This is a genomic window from Streptomyces sp. NPDC056883 (assembly GCF_042788835.1).
Taxonomy (GTDB): Bacteria; Actinomycetota; Actinomycetes; order Streptomycetales; family Streptomycetaceae; genus Streptomyces; species Streptomyces stoeckheimensis.
On the sequence record NZ_JBHUBS010000032.1, the window covers coordinates 29,086 to 49,873 of the forward strand.

The following is a 20,788-nucleotide window of genomic DNA, read 5'->3' on the forward strand; positions in this document are numbered from 1 at the left end:
GTGACCACCGCGCAGACACCGAACCAGGCCGTCCACCCCGTTGTCCGGACCGATCCGCCCGCCGTCAAACCTCCCTTGTGGGACCGGCGGTTCACGCTCTACTTCACCGCCCGTGCGGTCTCCCTGGTCGGAGACGCGATGATGCCGGTGGCCGCCGCGCTCGCGGTCGGCCCGCTGTACGGGATCTCCGGAGTCGGCTTGGTGCTGGGCACCTGGACCGGCACGTTCGTCCTCCTGGTCCTGTTCGGCGGGGTGTTCGCCGACCGGGTGGGCGCGCGCCGGATGATGGTCGGCGCGGACCTCGTCCGGGTGCTCACCCAGGGCGTGCTGGCTGCCGCGTTCTTCGTCGGGGCGCCGCCGTTCTGGCTGCTGGTGACCATGGCGGCGGTGGCCGGAGCGGCCGTCGCGATGTTCCAGCCGGGCGTGAACGGCATGGTCCCGCTCGTCGCACGGGAACCGCAGCGGGCCAACGCCACGCTCAAGGTGGCCGACGCACTCGCCCAACTGCTCGGCCCGGCGCTGGCGGGGCTGCTGATCGTGCTGACCGGTGCCGGGACCGTGTACGCGATCGACGCGGGCACCTTCGTGCTCAGCGCCCTGTGCTTGGGGCTCATCCGCTTCGCTCCGGCAGGCACGGCCACGGGAACCAAGAAGAGTTCGCTCCGCCGCGACCTGCGCCAGGGCTGGCACGAGTTCCGCTCGCGCACCTGGATGTGGGCGGTGATCCTGATCTGGGTGGCCTACGGCGTCCTGCTCTTCGGGCCGCTGGTGCCGCTGAGCTCGGCGCTGATCGGAGCCCGGCTCGGCCCGAACGCCTACGGCCTGGCCGTCTCCTCCCTCGGTGTCGGAACGGTGTTCGGCGGCATGCTGGCACTCCGGCTGCGCCCGGCCCGGCCACTGGCGGCCGGGGCGGTGGCCATGGTGCTGTTCACCGTGCTGCCGCTCTGCGTGGCCTTGGGCGCCGGACTGCCCGTACTCCTGGCCGGCCACGTCATCGGCGGCGGCGCCTGGGCGTTCTGGTCGGTGATGTGGGCCACGAGCGTCCAGACCCACACGCCACCGGAGGTTCTCAACCGGGTCACCGCCTACGAGCTGGCCGGCTCGGTGTCCGGCATCGCGCTCGGCCAGATCCTGGCGGGCCCGGCCACCGAACTGGCCTCTCCTGAAACGCTGCTCCTGGTCTCCGCGGGCACCTGCCTGGCGGGCTGCGTGGCGCTGGTCTCGATCCCGGCCATCCGCACCCTGCGCCGCGTCACCCTCACGGACGGCGGCAGACCTCGGACAGGATGACGGACAGCTCGTCCACCACCTTCTCGACGGCCAGGACCTGTGTGCGGACCGGTGCGGGCAGGTGTGCTCGCTCCCACAGCGCCACCGGCTGATCCGCGGGGCGGGCCGCCCACAGCTTCTCGAGGTCGACCGCCATGCTCTCCGTCGTCCGTAGGGCGTCGGTCGCCACGGAGCCGACGGCGTTGCCCAGCAGGTCTCCGGCGTCCCCCAGCGGGCCGTACGCCACGAACTCGGGCAGCTCGGTGACGGCGAGGTAGGTGGAGCTGATGTGGGGCATCCGCAGCACCCGCTGCACCCAGGCCGGCCCGGGAAACCCCTCGGGCAGGCTCGGAAAGTCCGGCTCGGCGACCAACGTGCGGTGCAGGATCTCCGCGAACCTGCGGTGTCCGCGGGTGGGGGTCCAGAGTCCGCCGCGCAGGGCCGGCTCGAGCTGCTCGAGCCGGGCCCGGGCACGGGACACGGGGCCCGCCCAATCCGGCTCGAGGTCCGGGATCCCGGCGGCCCGCACGGCGCGGGCCCGGTCTCCGATCGTCAGCGGGGGCGGCTCGGTCCCTTCGCCGGTGTCCTCCGGCTCCTGTTCGCAGGCCATGTGCGCCGCGACGTGGTCGGCGAGGACTTGGCGGGCCAGGCGCTGACGCCTCTCGTCCCCGACGAGCTCGAGCCAGCCCGCCTCCGTGCGCTCCCGCGCCCCTCCGGTCTCCAGCGGCCCCTGGTGGAGGCGGGCCGTGTGGGCGCCGTCGACCCAGCCGATCAGGGTGGGCAGTTCGACGTCGTCGACCAGGACGTCCGCCTCGCGGGCGGCGCGGCTCGCCGCGAGCGCCAGCAGCGCGACGACGCGCATCCACACGGAGTTGAACTCCGCGGCGCCGGGCGCGTCGGGCCGGCCCGGACGCGGTCCCCTCGGGCCCGGCTCCGCCCGGTTGTCGTAACCGGTGGACCACACCACCAGCGCCCCGCAGGTCATCACGGCCCGCCGCCACGCCACCATCCCGTACGCGTGCTCGTTGCGCCGCTCCCAGCCCTGCCCGTCGGCCACGATCCACCCCTCCCCCCGAGGCCGGCCTCCTGCCGATCCCTTGGGAGGCTAACCGCCGTGTGCGCATGGCGCCCAAGATCCTGCCGATCTTGCCGACCACGACTCCGCAGAACCGTCACGAAGATCCGGGTGCACCCGCCCGGACGGGGTCCTCGGATTCCGGGTCACCTGCACTGCCCGTCTCGGCAGCACCGCGCAGTGCCGCCTCGACCCGGCGGTTGCTGGTCATGGTCGCCGTGACGGCGGTCATGGCGAGGAGGAGGCCGGACGCGGCGTAGAGCGGCGTGCGCACGTCGTACGCGGTGGCCAGCCAGCCGCCGAAGAACGCGCCGAACGGGGCGGCGCACATGGCGAGCATGCGGGACGTCGAGGCGACCCGGCCCATCAGGTGGGCCGGGACGATCGCCTGCCGCAGGGAGGGCGCGAGCACCATCGTGGCGCCCATGCCGGCCCCGCAGACCGCGAGCGCGCAACCGGCCACGTACGGATTCTGGGCCGTGGCGAGCCCCAGAACGGCCAGTCCCTCGACCGCGGCCGTGCAGGTCAGTGCGGTGCCGGTGCCGAGTCGCCGGCCGAGGAAGGAAGCGATGGCCGCGCCGAGCAGGCCGCCGGTGGCCTCCGCCGTGAGGAGCAGGCCGAAGCCGAAGGTGTCGATGCCGAGACGGTCGTGCGCGAAGAGGGCGAGCACGGTTTCGACGGCGACGAAGGCGATGTTCCCGACCGCCGGACGGAGTGCGAGTCCGAGCAGCAACCGGTCCCGAAAAACGTACGAGGCTCCGGCCCGCGCCTGCCGGAGCAGCGATTCGCGGTCCTTCGCCGGTACGGGCCGGGGCCCGGCGGGCAGTGAGCGTACGAGCAGCGCGGAGAGCGCGAACGACACCGCGTCGGCGAGCAGCGGAACCGCCCTCCCGAGCGCGAGCATCGCGCTGCCTGCGGGCGGCCCGGCGAAGCCCGACGCGGCGGTCTGGGCTCCGCGCAGGCGGGAGTTGGCGCGCTCGAGGAGTGCGGGGTCGCGGCCGAGCAGATCCGGCAGATAGGCCGTGGCGGCCGTGTCGAAGAAGAGTCCGCCGACGCCGAGCAGGAAGGCGACGGCCGCGAGCAGCGGAATGCTCAGTACGTCGAACACGGCCGCTGCCGCCGGTATCGCGAGCAGCACCGCGCGCGCCGCGTCCGCGACCCACATCGTGCGCCGGCGGTCCCAGCGGTCCACCAGTGCACCGCCGAGGATCCCGAACAGCAGCCACGGCAGCGTCCCGGCGGCCGTGACGACGGCGAGCGCCATCGGATCCCGTGTCAAGGTCAGCGCGAGCAGCGGCAGCGCGGCGTGCGTGACTCCGTCGCCGAGCGAGGACACGGTCTGCGCGGTCCACAGCCGCCCGAACCCGGCCGGCAGCTTCTTTACCTCCGAGGTCACTTGTCATCCCCTTCCGCTTGCACCTGCGATGTCGGCCGGAACAGTGCGAAGACGAGCGACACGTCCGGCAGCGACGGGTCTGACAGCTCCCGGTACTCGTCCGCCAGCGCCTCCAAGCGCGCCCCCAGTTCCGCGAACTGCTCCTCGGTGAGCCGCAGGTGCGCCATCCCCACGTGCCGCCCGGCCTCGCGCGGCGCCGCCTCGAGGTCCGCGACCGCGTGCCGCATCAGAAGGTCCGGACCTCCCTCGCCGGGGTCCGGGAGCACGATCGACCGCGCGGCCATCGCGTAGTACCGCTCGGTGACCCCCCGCACCTTCCGCGTCCGTACCACCTTCACCAGGCCGGCCCGCTCCAGGAGCCGCACGTGATAGCTGGAACTCCCCTTCGCCAGTCCCACCCGCGTGGCGATCTGCGTGATCGTCGCCGGCTCGAAGCGGAGCACGGACATGATCCGGTGGCGTGCCAGGTTGGAGACGGCGCGCAGCTGTTCGTCGGTGGTGACGTGAAACGTCTCGGGAACCTCATCCGCAGGCATGCCCCCAATGGTCAACAACTCTTGACCATTGAGCAAGGGCTTTGCACCCCGAAGTCGGTAGAGGGGTGGGCCCTTGCGGCAGGTACAACGAAATCGTAGAGTTCAGACGTATGAAGTCCGATTCCGTTTCATCTGGATGGTCCGCCCTGCTCGCGCTCCAGCGGGCCACCCACTCCACGCTCCAGGTCCTCGTGGCGGAGCTCGCGGGTCTGGACCTGACACCGTCCGAGATCAATGCGCTCGCGAACCTCGCCGACGGTCACGCCCGGACCGTGTCGGAGCTGGGCGCGGCGGTCGGCTCCCGTCCCACCACGCTCACCAGCGTCCTGGACCGCCTGGCCCGGCGCGGTCTCATCACCCGCGGACCGCGCCAGGGCGACCGCCGGGTGGTTCTCATCGCGCTCACCGAGACCGGGCGCACGACCGCGGCGGCGATCGTCGAGGCCGTCACCGACCTCGAACACCGCGCGCTCAGCCGGCTGAGCGCCGACGAGATCGCCGGTCTGCGGGCCGGCCTGCAAGCCCTCACGGAGGTCCGCTCATGAACACCCACGCCCCGCAGGCAGCCACCGGACACGACCCCGCCTTCGACGAGGTGATGCGCGAGGTCATGGCCACGGCATCCGGCTTCGGCCACCGCGAACACGTCCATCTGACCTGGCTCGCCGTCCGCTCCCACGGCACCACCGCGGCCGTCGACCTCGTCAGCGACGGCATCCGGCGCACGGCCCGCTACGCGGGCGCACCGCAGAAGTACAACGCCACCGTCAGCCGGGCCTGGGTCGAACTCGTCGGCCACCACGCCGCCGAGGGCGACGAGGACGACTTCGACGAGTTCGCCGCCCGCCACCCGGCGCTCCTCGACAAGCGGCTGCTCACCCGCTTCTACCACCCCGCCACCCTGGCCGGCCGGCACGCCAGAACGGGCTGGACGGAACCCGACCGCGCCCCGTTCCCCTGGACCACGGCCCAACCGCCGCACGTCGCGGAGCGCTCCGCCCCCTCGTCTGCCGGGGCGGAGGCCTGACCTTCTCCGGGCCCTCCTAGGCGGACCTGCGGCGCAGGAGCATGCGTACGACGAGGAAGATCGCGAGCACCACGACCACCAGGAGCAGGACGATGATGAGGGTCTTGAAGATCCCGCCCTTCTTCTTGCTCTTCTTTTTCTTCTTGTTGCCGGTGGTGGCCTGAACCCTGGACGAGGTCGGTGCGCGAAGCACGGTCACCGTGCCGGCGCCGGCCGAGAGGGGGCTCTGCTGGAGGGCCACAGCCGCGGGAGCCTGCCGGGCGGCCGGCGCGGCCGCCGTGGCGGTCGCCGCCGGGCCCAGCAGCAGCCCGGCGAGCACGAGGAGCGGTACCAGTGTGGACATCGCCGCACGGGAACGCTTCTTCGGAGTGTGATCGTTCGTCACTTCATCCCCCTTTTGTTCGATGACCCGTCAAGGGCCCGGCAGAACGCGGGCAGAAGGGGCCATGCAGCATCGTCGGGGAGGCCGGCCGCCCCGGCAAGGGGTCTGCTCCCAGGACACCGCGCGTCGCCGCCCCGCGCGGGGCAGTGACGAGCAAGCTGGTGGGGTGTCTACGTCGTCGGGTCGGCCGATGCCGGTGAAGGGAAGGGTTGCCGTGGAGCGTACGACCTGCTGTGTGGTGGGCGGCGGGCCCGCCGGGATGGTGCTCGCCCTGTTGCTCGCCCGGGCCGGGGTGGAGGTCACCGTGCTCGAGAAGCACGGCGACTTCCTGCGCGATTTCCGCGGCGACACCGTGCACCCGTCCACCCTGTCCCTGCTGGACGACATCGGCCTCGCCGAGCGGTTCGCCCGGCTGCCGCAGCGGCGGGTGACCTCGGTGCAGCTGCCCATCGGGCCCGACCGCTCCCTGGTCACGGTCGGGAACATCGGGGCGCTGCCCGGGAAGTACAACTACATCGCGATGGTGCCGCAGTGGGACCTGCTCGATCTGCTCGCCGACGAGGCGCGCAAGGAACCCTCCTTCCGGCTGCGCATGAACACCGAGGCGACGTCCTTCTTGATGGAGCACGGCCGGGTCGCCGGCGTGCGGTACCGCACCGCGGACGGCGTCGCCGGTGAGCTCAGGGCCACGCTGACCGTGGCCTGCGACGGCCGCGGATCCTTCGCCAGGGAGCTGCCGGAGCTCGGCCTGGAGGGTTTCCCGTGCCCGATGGACGCCTGGTGGTTCCGGCTGCCGCGCCACGAGAGCGATCCCAGCGGGCTCGTGGGGGGCCTGGGCGAGCGGTTCTTCAGCGCGCTCATCGACCGCGGTGACTACTGGCAGTGCGCGGGACTCATCCCCAAGGGGACCGATGCCGAGCGCCGCGCGGAGGGCCTGGACCGGTTCATGGCCCAGTTCACGCAGGCCGTCCCGTGGCTGGCCGACCGGGCGCACTCGGTCCCCTCCTGGGACGAGGTCAAGCTGCTCGACGTACGGCTGGAGCGGCTGCGCCGCTGGCACCGGCCGGGGCTGCTGTGCATCGGCGACGCCGCCCATGCGATGTCGCCGGTCTTCGGCATCGGCATCAACCTCGCCGTACAGGACGCGGTGGCGGCGGCCCGCCATCTCGTGGGACCGCTGCGCGCGGGGACGGTGGGGCTGCACGACGTACGCCGGGTACAACGCCGCCGCATGCCCACGACGGTGACCACCCAGAGCCTGCAACGCCTGGCCCACGCCCGGGTCATCGAACCCCTGCTGGCCGGGCGGACCGCGTTCGGCCACCCGCAGGTGGCGAAGCGGCTGACGGAGCTCGTCACCGACTCCCGATGGCTGAACCGGGTGCCGGCCTACTTCATCGGCTACGGGGCGCTGCGGGAGCGGCCGCCCGTGGAATCCTTGCGCGGCGCCGGCTCCGTGGAGCGGCAGCCCAGATGAGCCGCGCAGGTTCGCGTGCGGGGCTACGCTCCACAGGATGGAACGCACTGAGGTCCTCAAGCGAGTGATCGGCATCCTCACCGAAGCCCAGGACATCCGCCGGGCCGTCGAATCCGAACGGGACACGAACGGAGACGGCGGAGACGGCACAGACGGTCACGGGGACGCCGACGGGGCAACGGCCAAAGTGGCCTCGACCCTCCTGAACGAGATGCTGCCGTCGATCAGCGTGCCGGCCGACGCCTCTCCGCAGCAGGTCGCCACGGCGGTGGCCGAGGCCCTCGGTCCGGCGCTGCACACGATGGTCTCCGGATTCAGCCTGGCGTTCACCAGCCTCGCGATCGCTCACGACGGCGGGCGTACGGACGTGTCCGCGATCGAGGTCCTCCAGGAACTCGCCCTCGAGATCGAGGCGGGGACCTACGACGAAGGGCCGTAGGAGCAGCACGTTTTCCTGGGCGGAGGCGGCGCCACGGATAAAACTTCTACAGAATGTTGACGCACCTCTATCGGAAAGACCTCGGCCCGATGGACGATTCACCTACCCTCCCCGCCTTCACCTGACCGACCGTCAGCGCGGGGGAAGGGCGATCCCACCCTCGTTCGTTGGGAGGCCACACGCCATGAACCCGCTCAGCGAGTGTCCCGAACCCGTCCCGCCCCCCTTACCCGAACTCCGCTCGCCCTCGCCCACGCCCACGCCCACGTTAGGGGCGCCCAGCCGTCGCGGCGTCCTGGGCGGCCTCGGAATGGCCGCGGCCGCCCCGCTCCTGGTGGGCGCCGGGAGGAGCCGGCCGCACGGCGGAACGCCCTCGGGGCAAGCCGTCGTCCTCAGGAACGCCGCACTCGTGCTCACCATGGACCCCGCGCTCGGCGACGGCCCTCTGGGGACGGTCGAGCACGCGGACGTCCACATGCGGGGCGGCGCCATCGCGGCCGTGGGCAGACGGTTGCCCGTCCCGCCCGGCACCCAGGTGATCGATGCCACCGGCCAGCTGGTGATGCCGGGATTCGTCGACGTGCACACCCACCTGTGGCAGTCGTCGATGCGGGGCGGCTGCGCGGACCGAGACCTCTTCGGATGGCTGGCCGACTGCAACCGGGCGACGTTCTCCCGGATCACGCCCTCGGACATGTACCGCTTCGTCCGCCTCGGCGCCCTCGACTCCGTGCAGTCCGGCGTGACCACGCTCGTGGACTGGGTGGACGCCCTCCCGTACGACACGACGGTCCAGTACGTGCGGGCCCTGGCCGACACGGGTGTGCGCTTCGCCTACGCCATGTTCCAGGCCGAGCGGGAAGCCGCACTGATCGCCCGGACGAAGAAGGAGCTCCTCGACCCGCTCCCCCTCGCCTCGGCCCAGGTCGCCACCCATGCCGCACGGGCCATCCGGGGCCTCAACCGGCTGCATTGGGAGATCGCCCGAGATCTCGGAGTCATGCTCAACAGTCATGTCCTCGAGCGCTCCGAGCAGCGCGCGGACGACCCGGTCGGCACCCTCACGGACATCGGCGCTCTGGGTCCGCAGCTCCTCATGAACCACGCGATACACCTCACCGACGACGAGATCGCCGCGGTCGCCGCGCACGACGTGCGGGTCGCACACTGTCCGCTCAGCAACATGCGCCTCGCCTCGGGGATCATGCGGCTGCCGGACCTCGGCCGGCGCGGCGTCAAGGCCGGGCTGGGCCAGGACGGCGGGACCAACGACACCTCGGACTTCTTCGGCCTCATGAAAGCGGCCATCGGTCTCCAGCGGGCACGCGCACTGGAGTCCTCGGTGTTCCCCCAGGTGCACGACGTCCTGCGCCTCGCCACGCTCGGCGGCGCCGAAGCGATCGGCATGGCCGACACGGTGGGCTCCCTGAGCCCCGGCAAACGCGCCGACGTCATCGTGATCGACCCGGCCGCCCTCAACTTCGCGCCGCGATTCGACTGGATCAACCAGATCGTCTTCAACGGCCGCCCGGAGAACGTCCGCGCGGTCTTCGTGGACGGCCGTCCCCTCAAGCTCAACGGCCGCCTCGTCGACGTCGACACCGACCGCGTGGTCCGGGAAGCGGAATCCGCGGCCGCCCGGCTGCGCACCGCCTCCTGAACCACACCGGAGCAAGACCCCCGGGGGCGCTCAACGCGCCCCCGGGGCCCTGCCCGTTCATGTCCGCATCCCCCTGAGGGTCAGCGGGGTGCGATCAACGGCCCTGGAGGGACTTGACGTTGTCGCCGAAGGTCCAGCCCTTCGAGCCGTCCCAGTTGATCGACCAGGTCATGAGCCCCTTCAGCGAACCGCCGAAGGCGTTCCACGACTGGCCGACCAGGCTCGGCGTCATGTAGCCGCCGCCCGCGCCGGTCTGGGCCGGCAGGCCGGGGACCTGCTTGTCGTACGGCACCTTGATGGTGGTGCCCTGGATGGTCAGGCCGTTGTTCAGGCAGGTGGTCTGGGCGGTGAAGCCCTGGACGGTGCCTGCCTGGTAGGAGTCACCGGAGCACCCGTACATGCTGCCGTTGTAGTACTGCATGTTGAGCCACCACAGCCGGCCGTTGTCGGCGTACTTCTTGATGATCGGCAGGTAGGAGCCCCAGATCGACCCGTAGGTGACGCTGCCGCCCGTGACGTAGGCGGTTTCGGGGGCCATCGTCAGGCCGAAGCCCGCGGGCATCTGGGCCAGCACGCCGTCGATGATGCGGATCAGGTTGGCCTGGGACGCGGACAGCGTGTTGATGTTGCCGCTTCCGGACAGGCCGGTCTCGATGTCGATGTCGATGCCGTCGAAGTTGTACTTCTTGAGGATCGGCACGACGGTCGCCACGAACTTGTCGGCGACGGTGCTGGAACTCAGGTCGATGCCCGCGGTGGCGCCGCCGATCGACATCAGGATCGTCGCTCCGGCCGCCTTGGCCTGGCACATCTCGGCCGGGGTCGCGACCTTGACGCCGGTGTCCATGCCGTCCTGCCACTGGACGGTGCCGTCCGAGAGGATCACCGGGAACGCGGCGTTGATGACGTTGTAGCCGTGCGCGGCTATCCGGCTGTCCGTGATGGGGACCCAGCCCATGCCCGGGTGGACGCCGTTCGAGGCGCCGTCCCAGTTCTCCCAGTAGCCCTGCTGGACCTTGCCGGCCGGCTTGGGCTTCGTGGGGCAGGTCTCGCCGGGCGGGGCGGTGGTCGGAGGCGTCGTGGTCGGGGGCGCCGTGGTCGGCGGAGTGGTCGTCGGGGGCGCGGTGGTGGGCGGCGCGGTGGTGGGAGGCGTCGTGGTCGGCGGCACGGTCGGGGTGGGGCTGCTGCCGCCGGGGCCGACGAGCGACACGTCGTCCGCGTGGTACGCGGGCTGCCCGTACCAACCGTGCAGGTAGACGGTCACCGAGGTGGTGCTCGGCCCCGTGCCGAAGGCGACGCTGAGCTGGCCGTAGGACGGGCTGCTCGGCGTCCAGGTCGACGTGGTTCCGGTGAGGCCGGTGCCGGTGGCGCCCAGGTAGACGTAGCTGCCCTGGACGTAAGCACTCAGCGTGTACTGGGAGTTGGGCTGCACGCTGATGGTCTGGGTGCACTGGGCGTTGTCCTGGCCGGACGGTGTGGCCTTGAGCGCGGAGGCCCCCGAACGGACCGGAGTGCCGACGGCCACCCCGGAGCCTCCGGAGCAGGTCCAGGCGGAGAGGCCGTTCTCGAATCCGGAGTTGACCACCAGGTTGGTGGCGACGGCCTCGTTCGTCGCGGCGCCGGCCGTGACGGCACCCGCCGCGGCGATGCCGGCGCCGATGACGGCGGCGGCGCTCACTCCGGCGAGGGAGCGGTTCAGAACGGTCGCTCCGCGCCTGGTGCGGCCGGTCCGATCCGCACGAGGGCCGAAGTCGGCCGGCGGGCGCGGAGTACGTGATCTCCGACGGAACATGGTGTGCTCCATTCAGGCCGAGCGTCATGGACATGACCGACGCGTGGGGGCGTGACGCCCGGCTCCGGGTGAGGTGGGGACAGGTGGGGCTGTGCCGACCGGATCGTAGGAGCAACGACACGGCCGGTCAATAGGTCTGGACCAATAGGAGGATCGGGCGGGGCTTCTCAAGAGGGATGGCCGGGGCCCATGATGACGGGATGGCAGCCGGCGAGGACGTGCTCTGGGACGCGGCGGACAAGGGCATGCGCGCTGTTCCCCTGCTGCGGCGCATGGCGGTGGCGGCATGCTGCCTCGGCTTCTTCGGCCTAGTGATGTGGGCCGAATCCGACGGCCGGTGGGCGGCCTTGGCAGCCGTGGCCTACGTGCTCGTGGAGATCGCTTACGGGGCCTGGGACCGGCGGCGCCTGGTCGAGGTGCGGATCGTCCCCGGCGGGGCAGCCGGCAGCGCAAGGCTCCGCCTCCGCCGTGCCGGAGGACGGATCACGGACCACGACCCCCGCCAGGTGACCCGGGTGCTCGTCATCCACGACAACGTCGACGGCTCGGCGAGACTTCGGCTGCACGTGCGGGGAAGGCGGCTCTTCTTCGGCCGTCCCGGCCTTCCCCCGGCGCTCACCACCTGGCGGAGGACGTGTCCGCAAGCCGACGTCGGTGACAGGAGCGCCCGTTGGGGCATGCCCGGGATCCCCGACTAGGAGGCCGTCGCGCCGCCGTCCGGCGTACGGGCTCAGGGGAGCAGGCGGGAGGCGAGGTCGCGCACGGTCGCCATGTCGCTGAACGGGAGCAGGACTTCGCCCACGATCTGGTGCGGTTCGCTGCCCTTGCCCGCGATCAGGACGACGTCTTCGGGCTGCGCCTCGGACAGCGCGAAGGCGATGGCCCGGCGCCGGTCGGCGGAGCGCTCGTACGGTGTGCCGGTGCTTCCGATCCCGGATGCGATCTGGTCCAGGATCGTCTCGGGGTTCTCCGTGCGGGGGTTGTCCGAGGTCAGGACACAGAGGTCGGAGTGGGCGCCGGCGATGCGGCCCATCTCGGCGCGCTTGGTGGTGTCACGGTCTCCGCCGCAGCCGAAGACCGTGATGACGCGGCCCCGGGCGAAGCCCCTGATGGCGGTCAGGACCTTGTCGAGGGAGTCGGGCGAGTGCGCGTAGTCGACGATCACCGAGGTGCCGGCGGGGGTGACGAAGCGCTCGAACCGGCCCGGTACGGGCGGCATCTGGGCGAGTGCGGCGACGAGTCCGTCCAGGTCGTGACCCAGCACCCGGCAGGCCGCCACGGCCGCCAGTGCGTTGGACACGGAGAACCGGCCCGGGACCGGGATCGACGCCGGGTACTCCCGGCCGGCGTGGTGCAGCGTGAACCGCGTGCCCGAAGCATCCGCGATCAGGTCCGTGGCCCGGAAGTCGGCGTCCTCGTCGAGGGCGTACGTCGTCACGGCGCCGGGCATCATCGCCCGGATCCCGGCTCCCACCGCGTCGTCCACATTGACGACCGCGTGCCGGCACAGCCCCTGGAACAGCCGCATCTTGGCGTCCGTGTAGTGGGCCATCGTGCCGTGGTCGTCCAGGTGGTCCTGCGTCAGGTTGGTGAAGACGCCGACGTCGACGAAGGTCCTGTCCACCCGGTACGTCTGCAGGGCCATCGAGGTTGCCTCCAGCACCACGCTGCCGGTGCCCCGGTCCCGCATGCGGCCCAGCAGGTACTGCAGGTCCGGTGATTCCGGTGTGGTCAGCACCGTGGGCGGCATGGGGATCATCTCGTCGCCGATCCGGCTGCCCGCCGTCCCGATCACGCCCACCGAGGCGCCCTCGGAGATCTTGAGGAGCGACTCGACCATGTAGGAGATGGAGGTCTTCCCGTTGGTCCCGGTGACCGCCACCACGTCCATGTGCCGGCCCGGCTCGCCGAAGTAGCGGGAGGAGACGACGGCCGCCGCCTTGCGGGTGTCGCGGACCCGTACGACGCACACCGCCGGCAGCAGCTCCTGCCCGCGGGGTGCGGCGGCGGCTCCCGCTTCGTCGACGAGCACCGCGACCGCCCCGCGCGCGAGCGCCGCAGCGATGGCTGCGGGGCCGCCTCCGCGGTGGCCGGATACGGCGATGAAGAGCGAGCCCGGCACGACCCGGTCGACGTCGAAGGTGGTTCCCGCGGTGATCGCCGTGGACTCGATGTCGCCCTGGATGACGTGGTGTTCATGGCCGGTCAGCAACCCGCTCAACTTCACGGTGGTCCCTTCGGAGGCGGCTACGGCCCGGCGCACGGCCCTAACCTGGTGGCAGTGCCGACGGAGCGTCGGGACCGCGGTGGTACTGCGGGAGGGCGATGCGTCGCCCCCGAGACGACGGGGCCGGACCGGACACGGTGATCGGACACGGTGATCGGGCCCGGGCGCGGGCTGCCGGGGCAGGGGCCGTCACCGAGGATGGTGCGGCGGGAGGAAAGGGGCCCGGGCGCGGTGGGAAAGCGCTAGCCGTGGCCGTGCAGGACGCCGCGGCCGACCGTGGGGGCCTGACCGTCGGCGGCGGTCCGGAGGCTGATGCCCGTCCGGCCCGCAGGGACCGCGGGCGCGTCGGGGCCGGCCTGCGGCAGGCACTCCCCCATGACACGTCGTGTGCGGCTCATGGGCCGAGTGTACGTGGGCCCACCCGATCCGTACGCCGCGTCCGCGCGCCGGGCGGGCAGGTCCGCCCCGGTCCGCCGTCCGCGGCTGGGCAATTGCCCCGCGGATCGCATCGTCGCCGTCGGGCGCCCACCGGGGCGGCCGAGGTGCGATGACTCCGCACGCGCCCCGGCATGCGGGCGTACGCGTACCTGGCCCGGGCCTATGCGGTGGCGCCGTCCGACTCCAGGGTCATGCGGGCCACGTGGAGTGCCAGGTAGGAGACCTCGTCCTCGCTCAGGCGCTCCCCCAGCCGCAGCTCGACGATCGCCGCCAGCTGCTGGGCGGTATGGGTCGCCTCCGGGTAGTGCCGCCGGATGCCCTCGCCGATCGTCGACTCGTGCCCCTTCAGCTGCCGGTGCTGCTGGATGCGCACGAAGAGGTAGCGCACGTGGGTGATGAAACGCGCCGCGTTCAGGGACTCCTGGGAGACCGACAGCCCGTACCGCTCCCGCACGACGGCGAGCATCTGCTGGATGACCCCGGTCATCGTGTACGTGAAGGACAGGTCGCCCGTGGCGAATCCGGCATTGACCAGGTGCAGCGCGAGCGCGATCGCCTCGGAGGGATCCAACCGCGGGTCCACGCGCTGGTTGATCGCCTCCAGCAGACGCTGCGCCTGCGCGAACTCGGCGGCGTACAGCGCCTGGACCTCCGCGCGCAGCGGGTACTCGATGACGATGCCCCGCGCCGCCCGGTCCAGCGCGCCCGCGACGTGGTCGGCGACGGCGATGGCCAGGGTCGGCCGGGTGGACTCGCGTCCCTCGATCCCGGATTCGTCGAGGGCGATCACGACGGCCCGCAGGACCTCCTCGTCGATGAGGGCGAGGACCTCGCTCAGGTGGTCGGGGTCGCGGCCGTCGGCCGGTACGAAGACGCGCACGATCAGTGCCGGGTCGACCGGCTTCCCCTGGCGGGAGCTGAAGCCGATGCCGCGCCCGGTGAGGATGACCTCCTGCCCCTTGTCGTCGCGCGCGAGGACCACGTTGTTATTGAGGACACGCAGCGCCTTCAACGCCTGCTCTCCTTCTTTTCGCGGTCCGATTCTGACCAATGATCCCGCATTGTCTACCACCCGTGCGCCACTCCCTCCCCGGATCCGGTCCGACCGGTGTGCGGCTCGACCGAGGTGAGGTCGGCGGTGTTGGTGACCGTCATGAGGGTGACGGTCGGGTGCTCCGCCGCGCGGACGGCGTCGAGGTCGACCTCGGCGAGGAGGTCGCCGACGGAGACCTGCCGGCCTGCCTCGGCACGGACGTCGAAGCCCTCCCCCTTCATCTTCACCGTGTCGATGCCGACGTGGATGAGCACCTCGACGCCGTCGGCGGTGCGGATGCCGAAGGCGTGGCCGGTGGCGGCGACGATGATCAGCTCTCCGTCGACCGGGGCCACGATGCGGCCGTCGGCCGGCTCGATGCCCACGCCTTCGCCGAGCGCACGGGAGGCGAAGACCGGGTCGCCGACTTCGTCGAGGTCGACGACGCGGCCCGCGACCGGAGCGGCGAGTTCGACGGGCCGTGCGGCGGAGGAGGCGGGAGCACCGGCCGCCGGGGTGGAAGTAAAAGCAGAACCGGAGGCGGAAGCGGAAGCGGAAGCAGTACCGGAGGCGCCCTCGGCGGTCGCCGTCGCACCGACGGTGACGAGCTCGCGGTCGTCGGCCGCCACGGCCTCACCGCGGGCAGCGGCCTCTGCGGCGTCGCGCTCGGCGTTGGCCTCGGCGCGCTCCTGCGGGGTGCGGAAGTCGGAGAAGTACACGAGCGCCATCGACACGAAGAAGGAGGCCGTGATCGCGATGGCGTAGGTGCCCATCGGGGAGAAGACCGGGATGGTCAGCAGGGAGGTGAAGGCGAAGGCCTTGGTGTCCACACCGCCCAGGACGCCGACGATCACGCCGCCCACGAGACAGCCGACCAGCATGCGCGGGTAGATCCGCTTGAAGCGCAGGTGGATGCCGTACAGCGAGGGCTCGGAGATGCCGCCGAGCAGACCTGCGGCCAGGGCGCCGACGGAGGTCTGGCGCATCTCCTTCTCGCGGTGGCGGATCGAGAGCAGCAGCACACCGGCGGTCGCGCCGAAGCAGGCGAAGTTCCATGCGCCCATGGGGCCCTGGATGAAGTCGTAGCCGAGGGTGTTGATGTTCACCAGCATGAGCGCGTTCAGCGGCCAGTGCAGACCCAGCGGCACCAGGAAGGGGTACAGCAGCGGGATCATGATCGCGAAGACGATCGGGGCGTTGCCGTTCAGCCACGACAGGCCGGAACCGAGGCCGTTGCCGGCCCAGACGCCCATCGGACCGATGAGGAAGGCGGTGATCGGGATCATGATCAGCATGCTGAAGAACGGTACGAAGACCAGGTGCACGGTCTCCGGGAAGATCCGCTGCAGTCCCTTGTAGACCAGGGCGAGCACGGCGACCATCAGCAGCGGCACGAAGACCTGGCCGCCGTAGTCGTTCAGCTGCATCGGCAGGCCGAACACGTGCGCCACGCACTCCTGGGTGCCGAGCGTGCCGTTGGTGGTGCAGGTGATGCCGGGGATCCCGGACTTCGGGTTGAGCATGCCCGTGAAGTTCGGGGTCATGACCGCGGCCATCACCGCGGCACCCACCCACGGGTCGATCTTCAGTTTCTTGGCCGCGTTGTACGCGACCATGACCGGCAGGAAGTAGAGCACCGAGCGCCACATCGCGTCGACGAAGACCCAGGTGGCGGACTTGTCCGCGGCGCGGAAGTCGACCACGCCCAGGGCGTCGAGCACGGAGGCGATCGCGATGATCAGCGAGGAGCCCAGCAGGACGCCCATGAGCGGGCGGAACGAGTCGGAGAGGTACTCGAAGAAGTTGTCGACCCAGGCGTAGCGGCCGCGGCTCTTGGCCCGCATCGCGGCCTTGACGTCGGCGTCGGACTTCGGGCCGGCCGTGCCGCCCCCTGCCATCGACGGCAGGTTCATGATCTCGGAGTAGACGCGTGCGACGGCTCCGCCGATCACGATCTGGAGGCGGTCACCGGACTGCGGCACGGTGGCCATGACGCCGCCGAGGGCATCGAGCGCGGCCGTGTCGGCCTTCGCACCGTCGTGGAGCTGGAAACGCAGCCTCGTCGCGCAGTGCGTGAGGCTCTCGATGTTCTCGGCTCCGCCGACGCCGCGGAGGATCTGCTCCGCGAGCGTGCCGGGTCCGGCTACGGGTGTGTTCATGATGCGTCCTTGCATCCTGGGGCGCTTGCCATCCTGCTTCGGTTCGCGATCTCTCACGCCCGGATCCGGGCAACAAAAAAGGCCCGGGTCGCGCACGCGGCGCTACCCAGGCCTTGCCTCCCCTCAAGCGGCGCACCGCCTTGACGTCGCGTGGCGACGAAGGTGATGCCCTCGGGGAGTAACAATCCTGCGATCGAGATCGATCAAACAAAATCTTAACACCGGGAAATGCGCGCGGAGTACGGCGCCGACGTGTTGCACCATTTCAGGGTCTTTGGTCACATCGGCAAGACACCCCCTAGGGGCGGCGGGCCAGCACATGGGCGTCGAGGAAGCCGCGTTCCGAAGCCGGGTCGTGGACGAGCCGGGCGAAGGGGACGAGGCCGGCTCCGGACAGCAGCTCGGCGAACCGGTCCACCGGCCAGCTGTAGGCGGGCGTCACCTTGTGGTCGAAGCGGACCGGATCCTCCGATCCGTCGGTCGCGAAGAACGAGGCCAGGAGCAGGCCCCCCGGGGCCAGGACGCGGACCTGCTCGGCGAGCAGTGCGGGCAGTTCCCCGGGCGGTGTGTGGATCATCGAGTAGTGGGCCAGTACGCCGCCCAGCGCTGCGTCCTCGACGGGCAGGGCCTCCATGCGCGCCTCGTCGAAGCGCAGGGCCGGGTGGGCCCGGCGGGCGTGGTCGACCATGGCCGGGGAGAGGTCGAGCCCGAAGGCGTCCAGTCCCAGATCGTGCAGCATGGCCGTCAGGTGTCCGGGGCCGCATCCCACGTCGGCCGCTCGCGGGTTTCCCGTTCCGCGCACCAGCTCTGCGAAGGTGCCGATCATGTTCCGCGAGAACGGGTGCGTCTCCAACCGATCGGCGAACATCGACGCATACAGCTCGACGACCCCGTCGTAGGCCGTCCTGGTCTCGGTCTGATGATCCACCATGGGCAGGAAGCTAACACCCTCAGGCGTGCAGGGACGAGGCCCGGTGTTCGGTCGGGGTGATTCCGTAGGTCTCACGGAATGCCCGGCTGAACGCGGTGGCGCTGGAGAATCCCCAGCGCGCCGCGATGGCCTGAACGGGCTGTCCGCTCAGTTCCCCGCGCGCGAGGTCCGCGTGGGCGCGCTCCAGCCGGTTCGCGCGGATACGTGCCGCGATGCTCAGGTCCTGGCCGGCGAAGAGGGCGTGCAGGGCCCGTAGGGACAGGTTGTGCCGATCGGCGATCAGCTGCGGAGTCAGGCCCGGGTCGCCGAGGTTGTTCTCGATGAAGCGGTGGATCCGCTGCAGGGTCTCCTGCGCGCGCACCTCGGCAGGTGCCTCGCCCAGGTCGCCGAGCTGCTGCGCGAGACAGGCGGTGGCCAGGTCGAGGGCGATGGACCCCATCCCGCGCAGTTCCTCGGGGCGGCAGCGCGGGCCGTGCGTGAGCAGGGTCTTCAGGAAGTCGGCGAAGACGGCCCCCGACCCTCTGTCCGCGGCCAGGTTCTGCGCGAGGAGGCGGTCCACGCGGTTCGGGCGCAGCCCCAGGGCGGGGCGGGGAATCTGCAGCACGATCGCCTCGCCCTGACCGCCGGCGCTGACTCCTTCGCTCGGCCGCGAGGTGTCCGTGAGCACGAGTCCCCCGGCGACCACCGACTCGCTGCCCCGCTGGGAGATCTTGAAAGCACCTTGGGTGACGAGCGCCAGCTGGACGTGCTCGGGGTCGCCACGCCGGACATGGGCCGGAGTGCGGCGCGAGAGCACCGGCGAGCACTTCAACGCGGACAACCGCACCACGCCGAGATCCAGGTCCGTGATGTTCGCCCGGAAGTCGGCGGTGTGCCGGGTGCTGAGCATGACGGGCATCACATCGCTGGACACCGTCTCGCAAAACCAATCGAACCTGTCCTCGCGCTCCACGACGGTCTCCGACACCACCGACGAGCCCATGCGATCACCCACACCCTTTGACCTGGCAGTGAACCGGTTCCCTACCGGTTGGTCCGCAGCCGTGCTTCCCCCCGTCACGCGATCAAGTATCGGACACCCGATTCCGGCGAACGTGACACCGGGGGCCACCGGGGGCCACCGGGCCCCCTTCCCGGCCGGTTGTCTCACCAGGTATCTTGCATCGCATGGAACCAGGTGATTCGACCAAGCAGGCCCGGGCGGCCGCCCAGCTGCGCAAGGGGGTCCTGGAGTACTGCGTACTCGCCCTGATGCGGGACCGCCCCCGGTACGGGGTGGAGCTCCTGCACGCCCTGGAGGACTCCGGCACCCTGGCCACCAGCCAGGGCACGGTCTACCCGCTGCTCTCCCGGCTGCGCCGCGACGACCTGGTCACCACCACCTGGCAGGAGTCCGCCTCCGGACCACCCCGTCGCTACTACGCGCTCACCGACAGCGGCCGCGCCGCGCTCGACGAGTTCACCCGTGTCTGGCCCGGCTTCCGCAACGCCGTCGACGACTTCCTCGCCACCCCGCACCACGCCACCGGAGATCCCGCATGAAGACCTCGGCCGACCCCGCACGCGACTACCTCTCCGCCGTCGAGCGCGAGGCCTCCGCACTGCCCGCCGACCGTCGCCGGGAACTCCTCGCCGACCTCGCCGAACACATCGAGGTGACCCGCGCCGAACGTCCCCACGTCACGATCGGCGAGGTCCTGTCGGAACTCGGGGACCCTCGCGCGATCGCCGCGACGGCACTGGCCGAGGCGGGCGACGGGGTCGTCGGCGCCCCGGCCCGCGGCGGGGCCGACGCACGCGTCCGGCGCGGCAAGGTGCACCCGCTCGTGCCGCTCCTGATGCTCACGGTCCCCTTCCTCGTCGCCTCGGTCTTCCCCCACGTCCCCGCCGCGGGGTTCTGCAGCACCTTGTTCCGCGTCATCGGCGCGGTGCTCCTCTGTACGTCAGTGCACTGGAGCACGGTCCAGAAGACGACCGGCGTTCTGCTCACCGCCGTCCTGCCGACCCTCGCCATCAGCGTCTGGATCTGGTCCAGCGCCGTCCCCTCGGGCGACACCCCGGCCAACCTGGCCAACCTGGCGACGCTCGCCCTGCTGGCCGGCACGGCTGCATGGCTCTGGAGGGGCCGCCGCGCCTGAGCCGTCCGCTGAGGGACTCAGGTGAGGGACTGGGCGGCGTAGAGGGCGCCTACGGCAGTGGCCAGGGTGCCCAGGAGGAGCCTGAGGGCCTTCTCGGGGAGGTGCGGCTGGAGGCGGGCGCCGAGGTACCCGCCGATCAGGCCGCCGACGCCGCAGGCCAGGCCGAGGAACCAGTCCGGCGCGATGCTGCCGGGCCCGGAGAGGGCCAGCAGGGTGTAAGTGGCGGCGCCGACCACGGAGGTGGCGAAGGTCGAGGCCAGGGCCGCCGGGGCGACCTGGGCGACGGGCATGCCGCGGCCGACCAGGACGGGGCCCAGGAGGGAGCCACCGCCGATGCCGTAGATCCCGCCGACCACGCCGACGGTCAGGGCCAGGGCGGTCACCGCCCGCGGCGACAGCGCCTCGCGGGCCCGGCCGGGCCACCGGGACGGCAGGAGCGTGCGGGCGGTCAGCCACAGTCCGAGCGGGAGCAGGAACCCGGCCACCAAGGCCTTGAAGACGGCCGGTCCCGGGATCGCGAACACCCGGATGACGGCTCCGAGGACGACGCCGGGCAGGGTTCCGAGAACCATCCGGCGCACCAACGGCCCGTGCAGGGTGCCGGTGCGGTGGTGGCGCAGGAGCGCGCCGGGGCCGGCAACGACGTTGTAGAGCAGGTTGGTCGGCGTGACCGCCGGGCTCGGGACCGCGAACACGCTCAGCTGTACCGGCAGCAGGAACACCGCGCCGGACACCCCGACCGGTGCGGTGATCACCGCGATCAGCAGACCGGTGGCCAGGCCGGCCAGGCCCGTCCCCCATTCCAAGGG

21 protein-coding genes and 1 pseudogene are annotated in these 20,788 nt (G+C 71.4%); 9 read left to right on the plus strand and 13 right to left on the minus strand.

The features are described 5' to 3' along the window. Nucleotides 1-1,290 (plus strand): MFS transporter, encoded by a 1,290-nt coding sequence (locus ACFRU2_RS40265; RefSeq protein ID WP_382981297.1) that lies wholly within the window; start codon nt 1-3, stop codon nt 1,288-1,290. Here the strand turns inward: ACFRU2_RS40265 and ACFRU2_RS40270 are convergent. The 3 genes from ACFRU2_RS40270 to ACFRU2_RS40280 form a co-directional block, all read right to left on the minus strand. Further along, nucleotides 1,259-2,326: a hypothetical protein gene (locus ACFRU2_RS40270; RefSeq protein ID WP_382981298.1), complete on the minus strand. Its 1,068-nt coding sequence runs from the start codon at nt 2,324-2,326 to the stop codon at nt 1,259-1,261. The genes ACFRU2_RS40265 and ACFRU2_RS40270 overlap by 32 nt on opposite strands. 115 nt (nt 2,327-2,441) lie before the next feature. Then, on the minus strand, nt 2,442-3,740 hold the full coding sequence (locus ACFRU2_RS40275) for an MFS transporter (RefSeq protein WP_382981299.1): 1,299 nt from the start codon (nt 3,738-3,740) through the stop codon (nt 2,442-2,444). Next, complete coding sequence (locus ACFRU2_RS40280) at nt 3,737-4,276, minus strand: ArsR/SmtB family transcription factor (protein WP_382981300.1); 540 nt, start codon at nt 4,274-4,276, stop codon at nt 3,737-3,739. Before ACFRU2_RS40280 ends, ACFRU2_RS40275 begins: the two co-directional genes overlap by 4 nt. A 110-nt stretch (nt 4,277-4,386) precedes the next feature. Here ACFRU2_RS40280 and ACFRU2_RS40285 point away from each other — a divergent pair, with 110 nt between their 5' ends. Further along, complete coding sequence (locus ACFRU2_RS40285; protein WP_382981301.1) at nt 4,387-4,821, plus strand: MarR family winged helix-turn-helix transcriptional regulator; 435 nt, start codon at nt 4,387-4,389, stop codon at nt 4,819-4,821. Then, complete coding sequence (locus tag ACFRU2_RS40290) at nt 4,818-5,303, plus strand: hypothetical protein (RefSeq protein WP_382981302.1); 486 nt, start codon at nt 4,818-4,820, stop codon at nt 5,301-5,303. The genes ACFRU2_RS40285 and ACFRU2_RS40290 overlap by 4 nt, the downstream gene beginning before the upstream one ends. Nucleotides 5,304-5,319: 16 nt before the next feature. Here ACFRU2_RS40290 and ACFRU2_RS40295 read toward each other — a convergent pair whose 3' ends face one another. Further along, nucleotides 5,320-5,646, minus strand: coding sequence for a hypothetical protein (locus tag ACFRU2_RS40295; RefSeq protein ID WP_382981303.1), 327 nt, complete (start codon nt 5,644-5,646; stop codon nt 5,320-5,322). A 253-nt stretch (nt 5,647-5,899) separates the two neighbouring features. Between ACFRU2_RS40295 and ACFRU2_RS40300 the strand changes: the two genes are divergently transcribed. The 3 genes from ACFRU2_RS40300 (at nt 5,900) to ACFRU2_RS40310 (ending at nt 9,261) form a co-directional block, all read left to right on the plus strand. After that, a complete protein-coding gene (locus tag ACFRU2_RS40300) occupies nt 5,900-7,162 on the plus strand; it encodes an FAD-dependent oxidoreductase (protein ID WP_382981304.1) in 1,263 nt (420 codons plus the stop codon). A 37-nt stretch (nt 7,163-7,199) separates the two neighbouring features. Further along, on the plus strand, nt 7,200-7,601 hold the full coding sequence (locus ACFRU2_RS40305; RefSeq protein WP_382981305.1) for a hypothetical protein: 402 nt from the start codon (nt 7,200-7,202) through the stop codon (nt 7,599-7,601). A gap of 418 nt (nt 7,602-8,019) precedes the next feature. Continuing rightward, nucleotides 8,020-9,261 carry an amidohydrolase family protein gene (locus ACFRU2_RS40310; RefSeq protein WP_382981321.1) on the plus strand — a complete coding sequence of 414 codons (1,242 nt, stop codon included), beginning with the start codon at nt 8,020-8,022 and terminating at the stop codon, nt 9,259-9,261. Between the two features lie 94 nt (nt 9,262-9,355). Here ACFRU2_RS40310 and ACFRU2_RS40315 read toward each other — a convergent pair whose 3' ends face one another. Both ACFRU2_RS40315 and ACFRU2_RS40320 read right to left on the minus strand, forming a co-directional pair. After that, nucleotides 9,356-10,429, minus strand: coding sequence for a chitinase (locus ACFRU2_RS40315; protein WP_382981322.1), 1,074 nt, complete (start codon nt 10,427-10,429; stop codon nt 9,356-9,358). A gap of 84 nt (nt 10,430-10,513) precedes the next feature. Continuing rightward, nucleotides 10,514-11,065: pseudogene (locus ACFRU2_RS40320) on the minus strand (carbohydrate binding domain-containing protein); the annotation flags it as partial. Nucleotides 11,066-11,253: 188 nt separating this feature from the next. Between ACFRU2_RS40320 and ACFRU2_RS40325 the strand changes: the two are divergent. Next, nucleotides 11,254-11,751 (plus strand): hypothetical protein, encoded by a 498-nt coding sequence (locus ACFRU2_RS40325; RefSeq protein WP_382981306.1) that lies wholly within the window; start codon nt 11,254-11,256, stop codon nt 11,749-11,751. Nucleotides 11,752-11,783: 32 nt separating this feature from the next. Here ACFRU2_RS40325 and ACFRU2_RS40330 read toward each other — a convergent pair whose 3' ends face one another. The 6 genes from ACFRU2_RS40330 to ACFRU2_RS40355 form a co-directional block, all read right to left on the minus strand. Then, nucleotides 11,784-13,280, minus strand: a complete 1,497-nt coding sequence (locus tag ACFRU2_RS40330) for a UDP-N-acetylmuramoyl-L-alanyl-D-glutamate--2,6-diaminopimelate ligase (protein ID WP_382981323.1) — start codon at nt 13,278-13,280, stop codon at nt 11,784-11,786. A gap of 242 nt (nt 13,281-13,522) precedes the next feature. Further along, nucleotides 13,523-13,678 carry a hypothetical protein gene (locus ACFRU2_RS40335; RefSeq protein WP_382981307.1) on the minus strand — a complete coding sequence of 52 codons (156 nt, stop codon included), beginning with the start codon at nt 13,676-13,678 and terminating at the stop codon, nt 13,523-13,525. A 200-nt stretch (nt 13,679-13,878) separates the two neighbouring features. Then, entirely contained in the window at nt 13,879-14,730 is an 852-nt protein-coding gene (locus tag ACFRU2_RS40340) for a PRD domain-containing protein (protein ID WP_382981308.1), read from the minus strand. A gap of 53 nt (nt 14,731-14,783) precedes the next feature. After that, nucleotides 14,784-16,910: a glucose PTS transporter subunit IIA gene (locus ACFRU2_RS40345; protein WP_382981309.1), complete on the minus strand. Its 2,127-nt coding sequence runs from the start codon at nt 16,908-16,910 to the stop codon at nt 14,784-14,786. A gap of 298 nt (nt 16,911-17,208) precedes the next feature. After that, entirely contained in the window at nt 17,209-17,841 is a 633-nt protein-coding gene (locus ACFRU2_RS40350; RefSeq protein WP_382981310.1) for a class I SAM-dependent methyltransferase, read from the minus strand. Nucleotides 17,842-17,860: 19 nt separating this feature from the next. After that, nucleotides 17,861-18,823, minus strand: coding sequence for a helix-turn-helix domain-containing protein (locus ACFRU2_RS40355; RefSeq protein WP_382981324.1), 963 nt, complete (start codon nt 18,821-18,823; stop codon nt 17,861-17,863). Nucleotides 18,824-19,008: 185 nt separating this feature from the next. On the opposite strand from ACFRU2_RS40355, the gene ACFRU2_RS40360 reads away from it, so the two are divergent. Both ACFRU2_RS40360 and ACFRU2_RS40365 read left to right on the plus strand, forming a co-directional pair. Further along, a complete protein-coding gene (locus ACFRU2_RS40360; protein WP_250747775.1) occupies nt 19,009-19,383 on the plus strand; it encodes a PadR family transcriptional regulator in 375 nt (124 codons plus the stop codon). Then, complete coding sequence (locus ACFRU2_RS40365; protein ID WP_382981311.1) at nt 19,380-19,979, plus strand: HAAS signaling domain-containing protein; 600 nt, start codon at nt 19,380-19,382, stop codon at nt 19,977-19,979. Before ACFRU2_RS40360 ends, ACFRU2_RS40365 begins: the two co-directional genes overlap by 4 nt. Nucleotides 19,980-19,996: 17 nt before the next feature. On the opposite strand, the gene ACFRU2_RS40370 is transcribed toward ACFRU2_RS40365, so the two are convergent. Further along, complete coding sequence (locus tag ACFRU2_RS40370) at nt 19,997-20,785, minus strand: sulfite exporter TauE/SafE family protein (RefSeq protein ID WP_382981312.1); 789 nt, start codon at nt 20,783-20,785, stop codon at nt 19,997-19,999. Between the last annotated feature and the right edge of the window lie 3 nt (nt 20,786-20,788).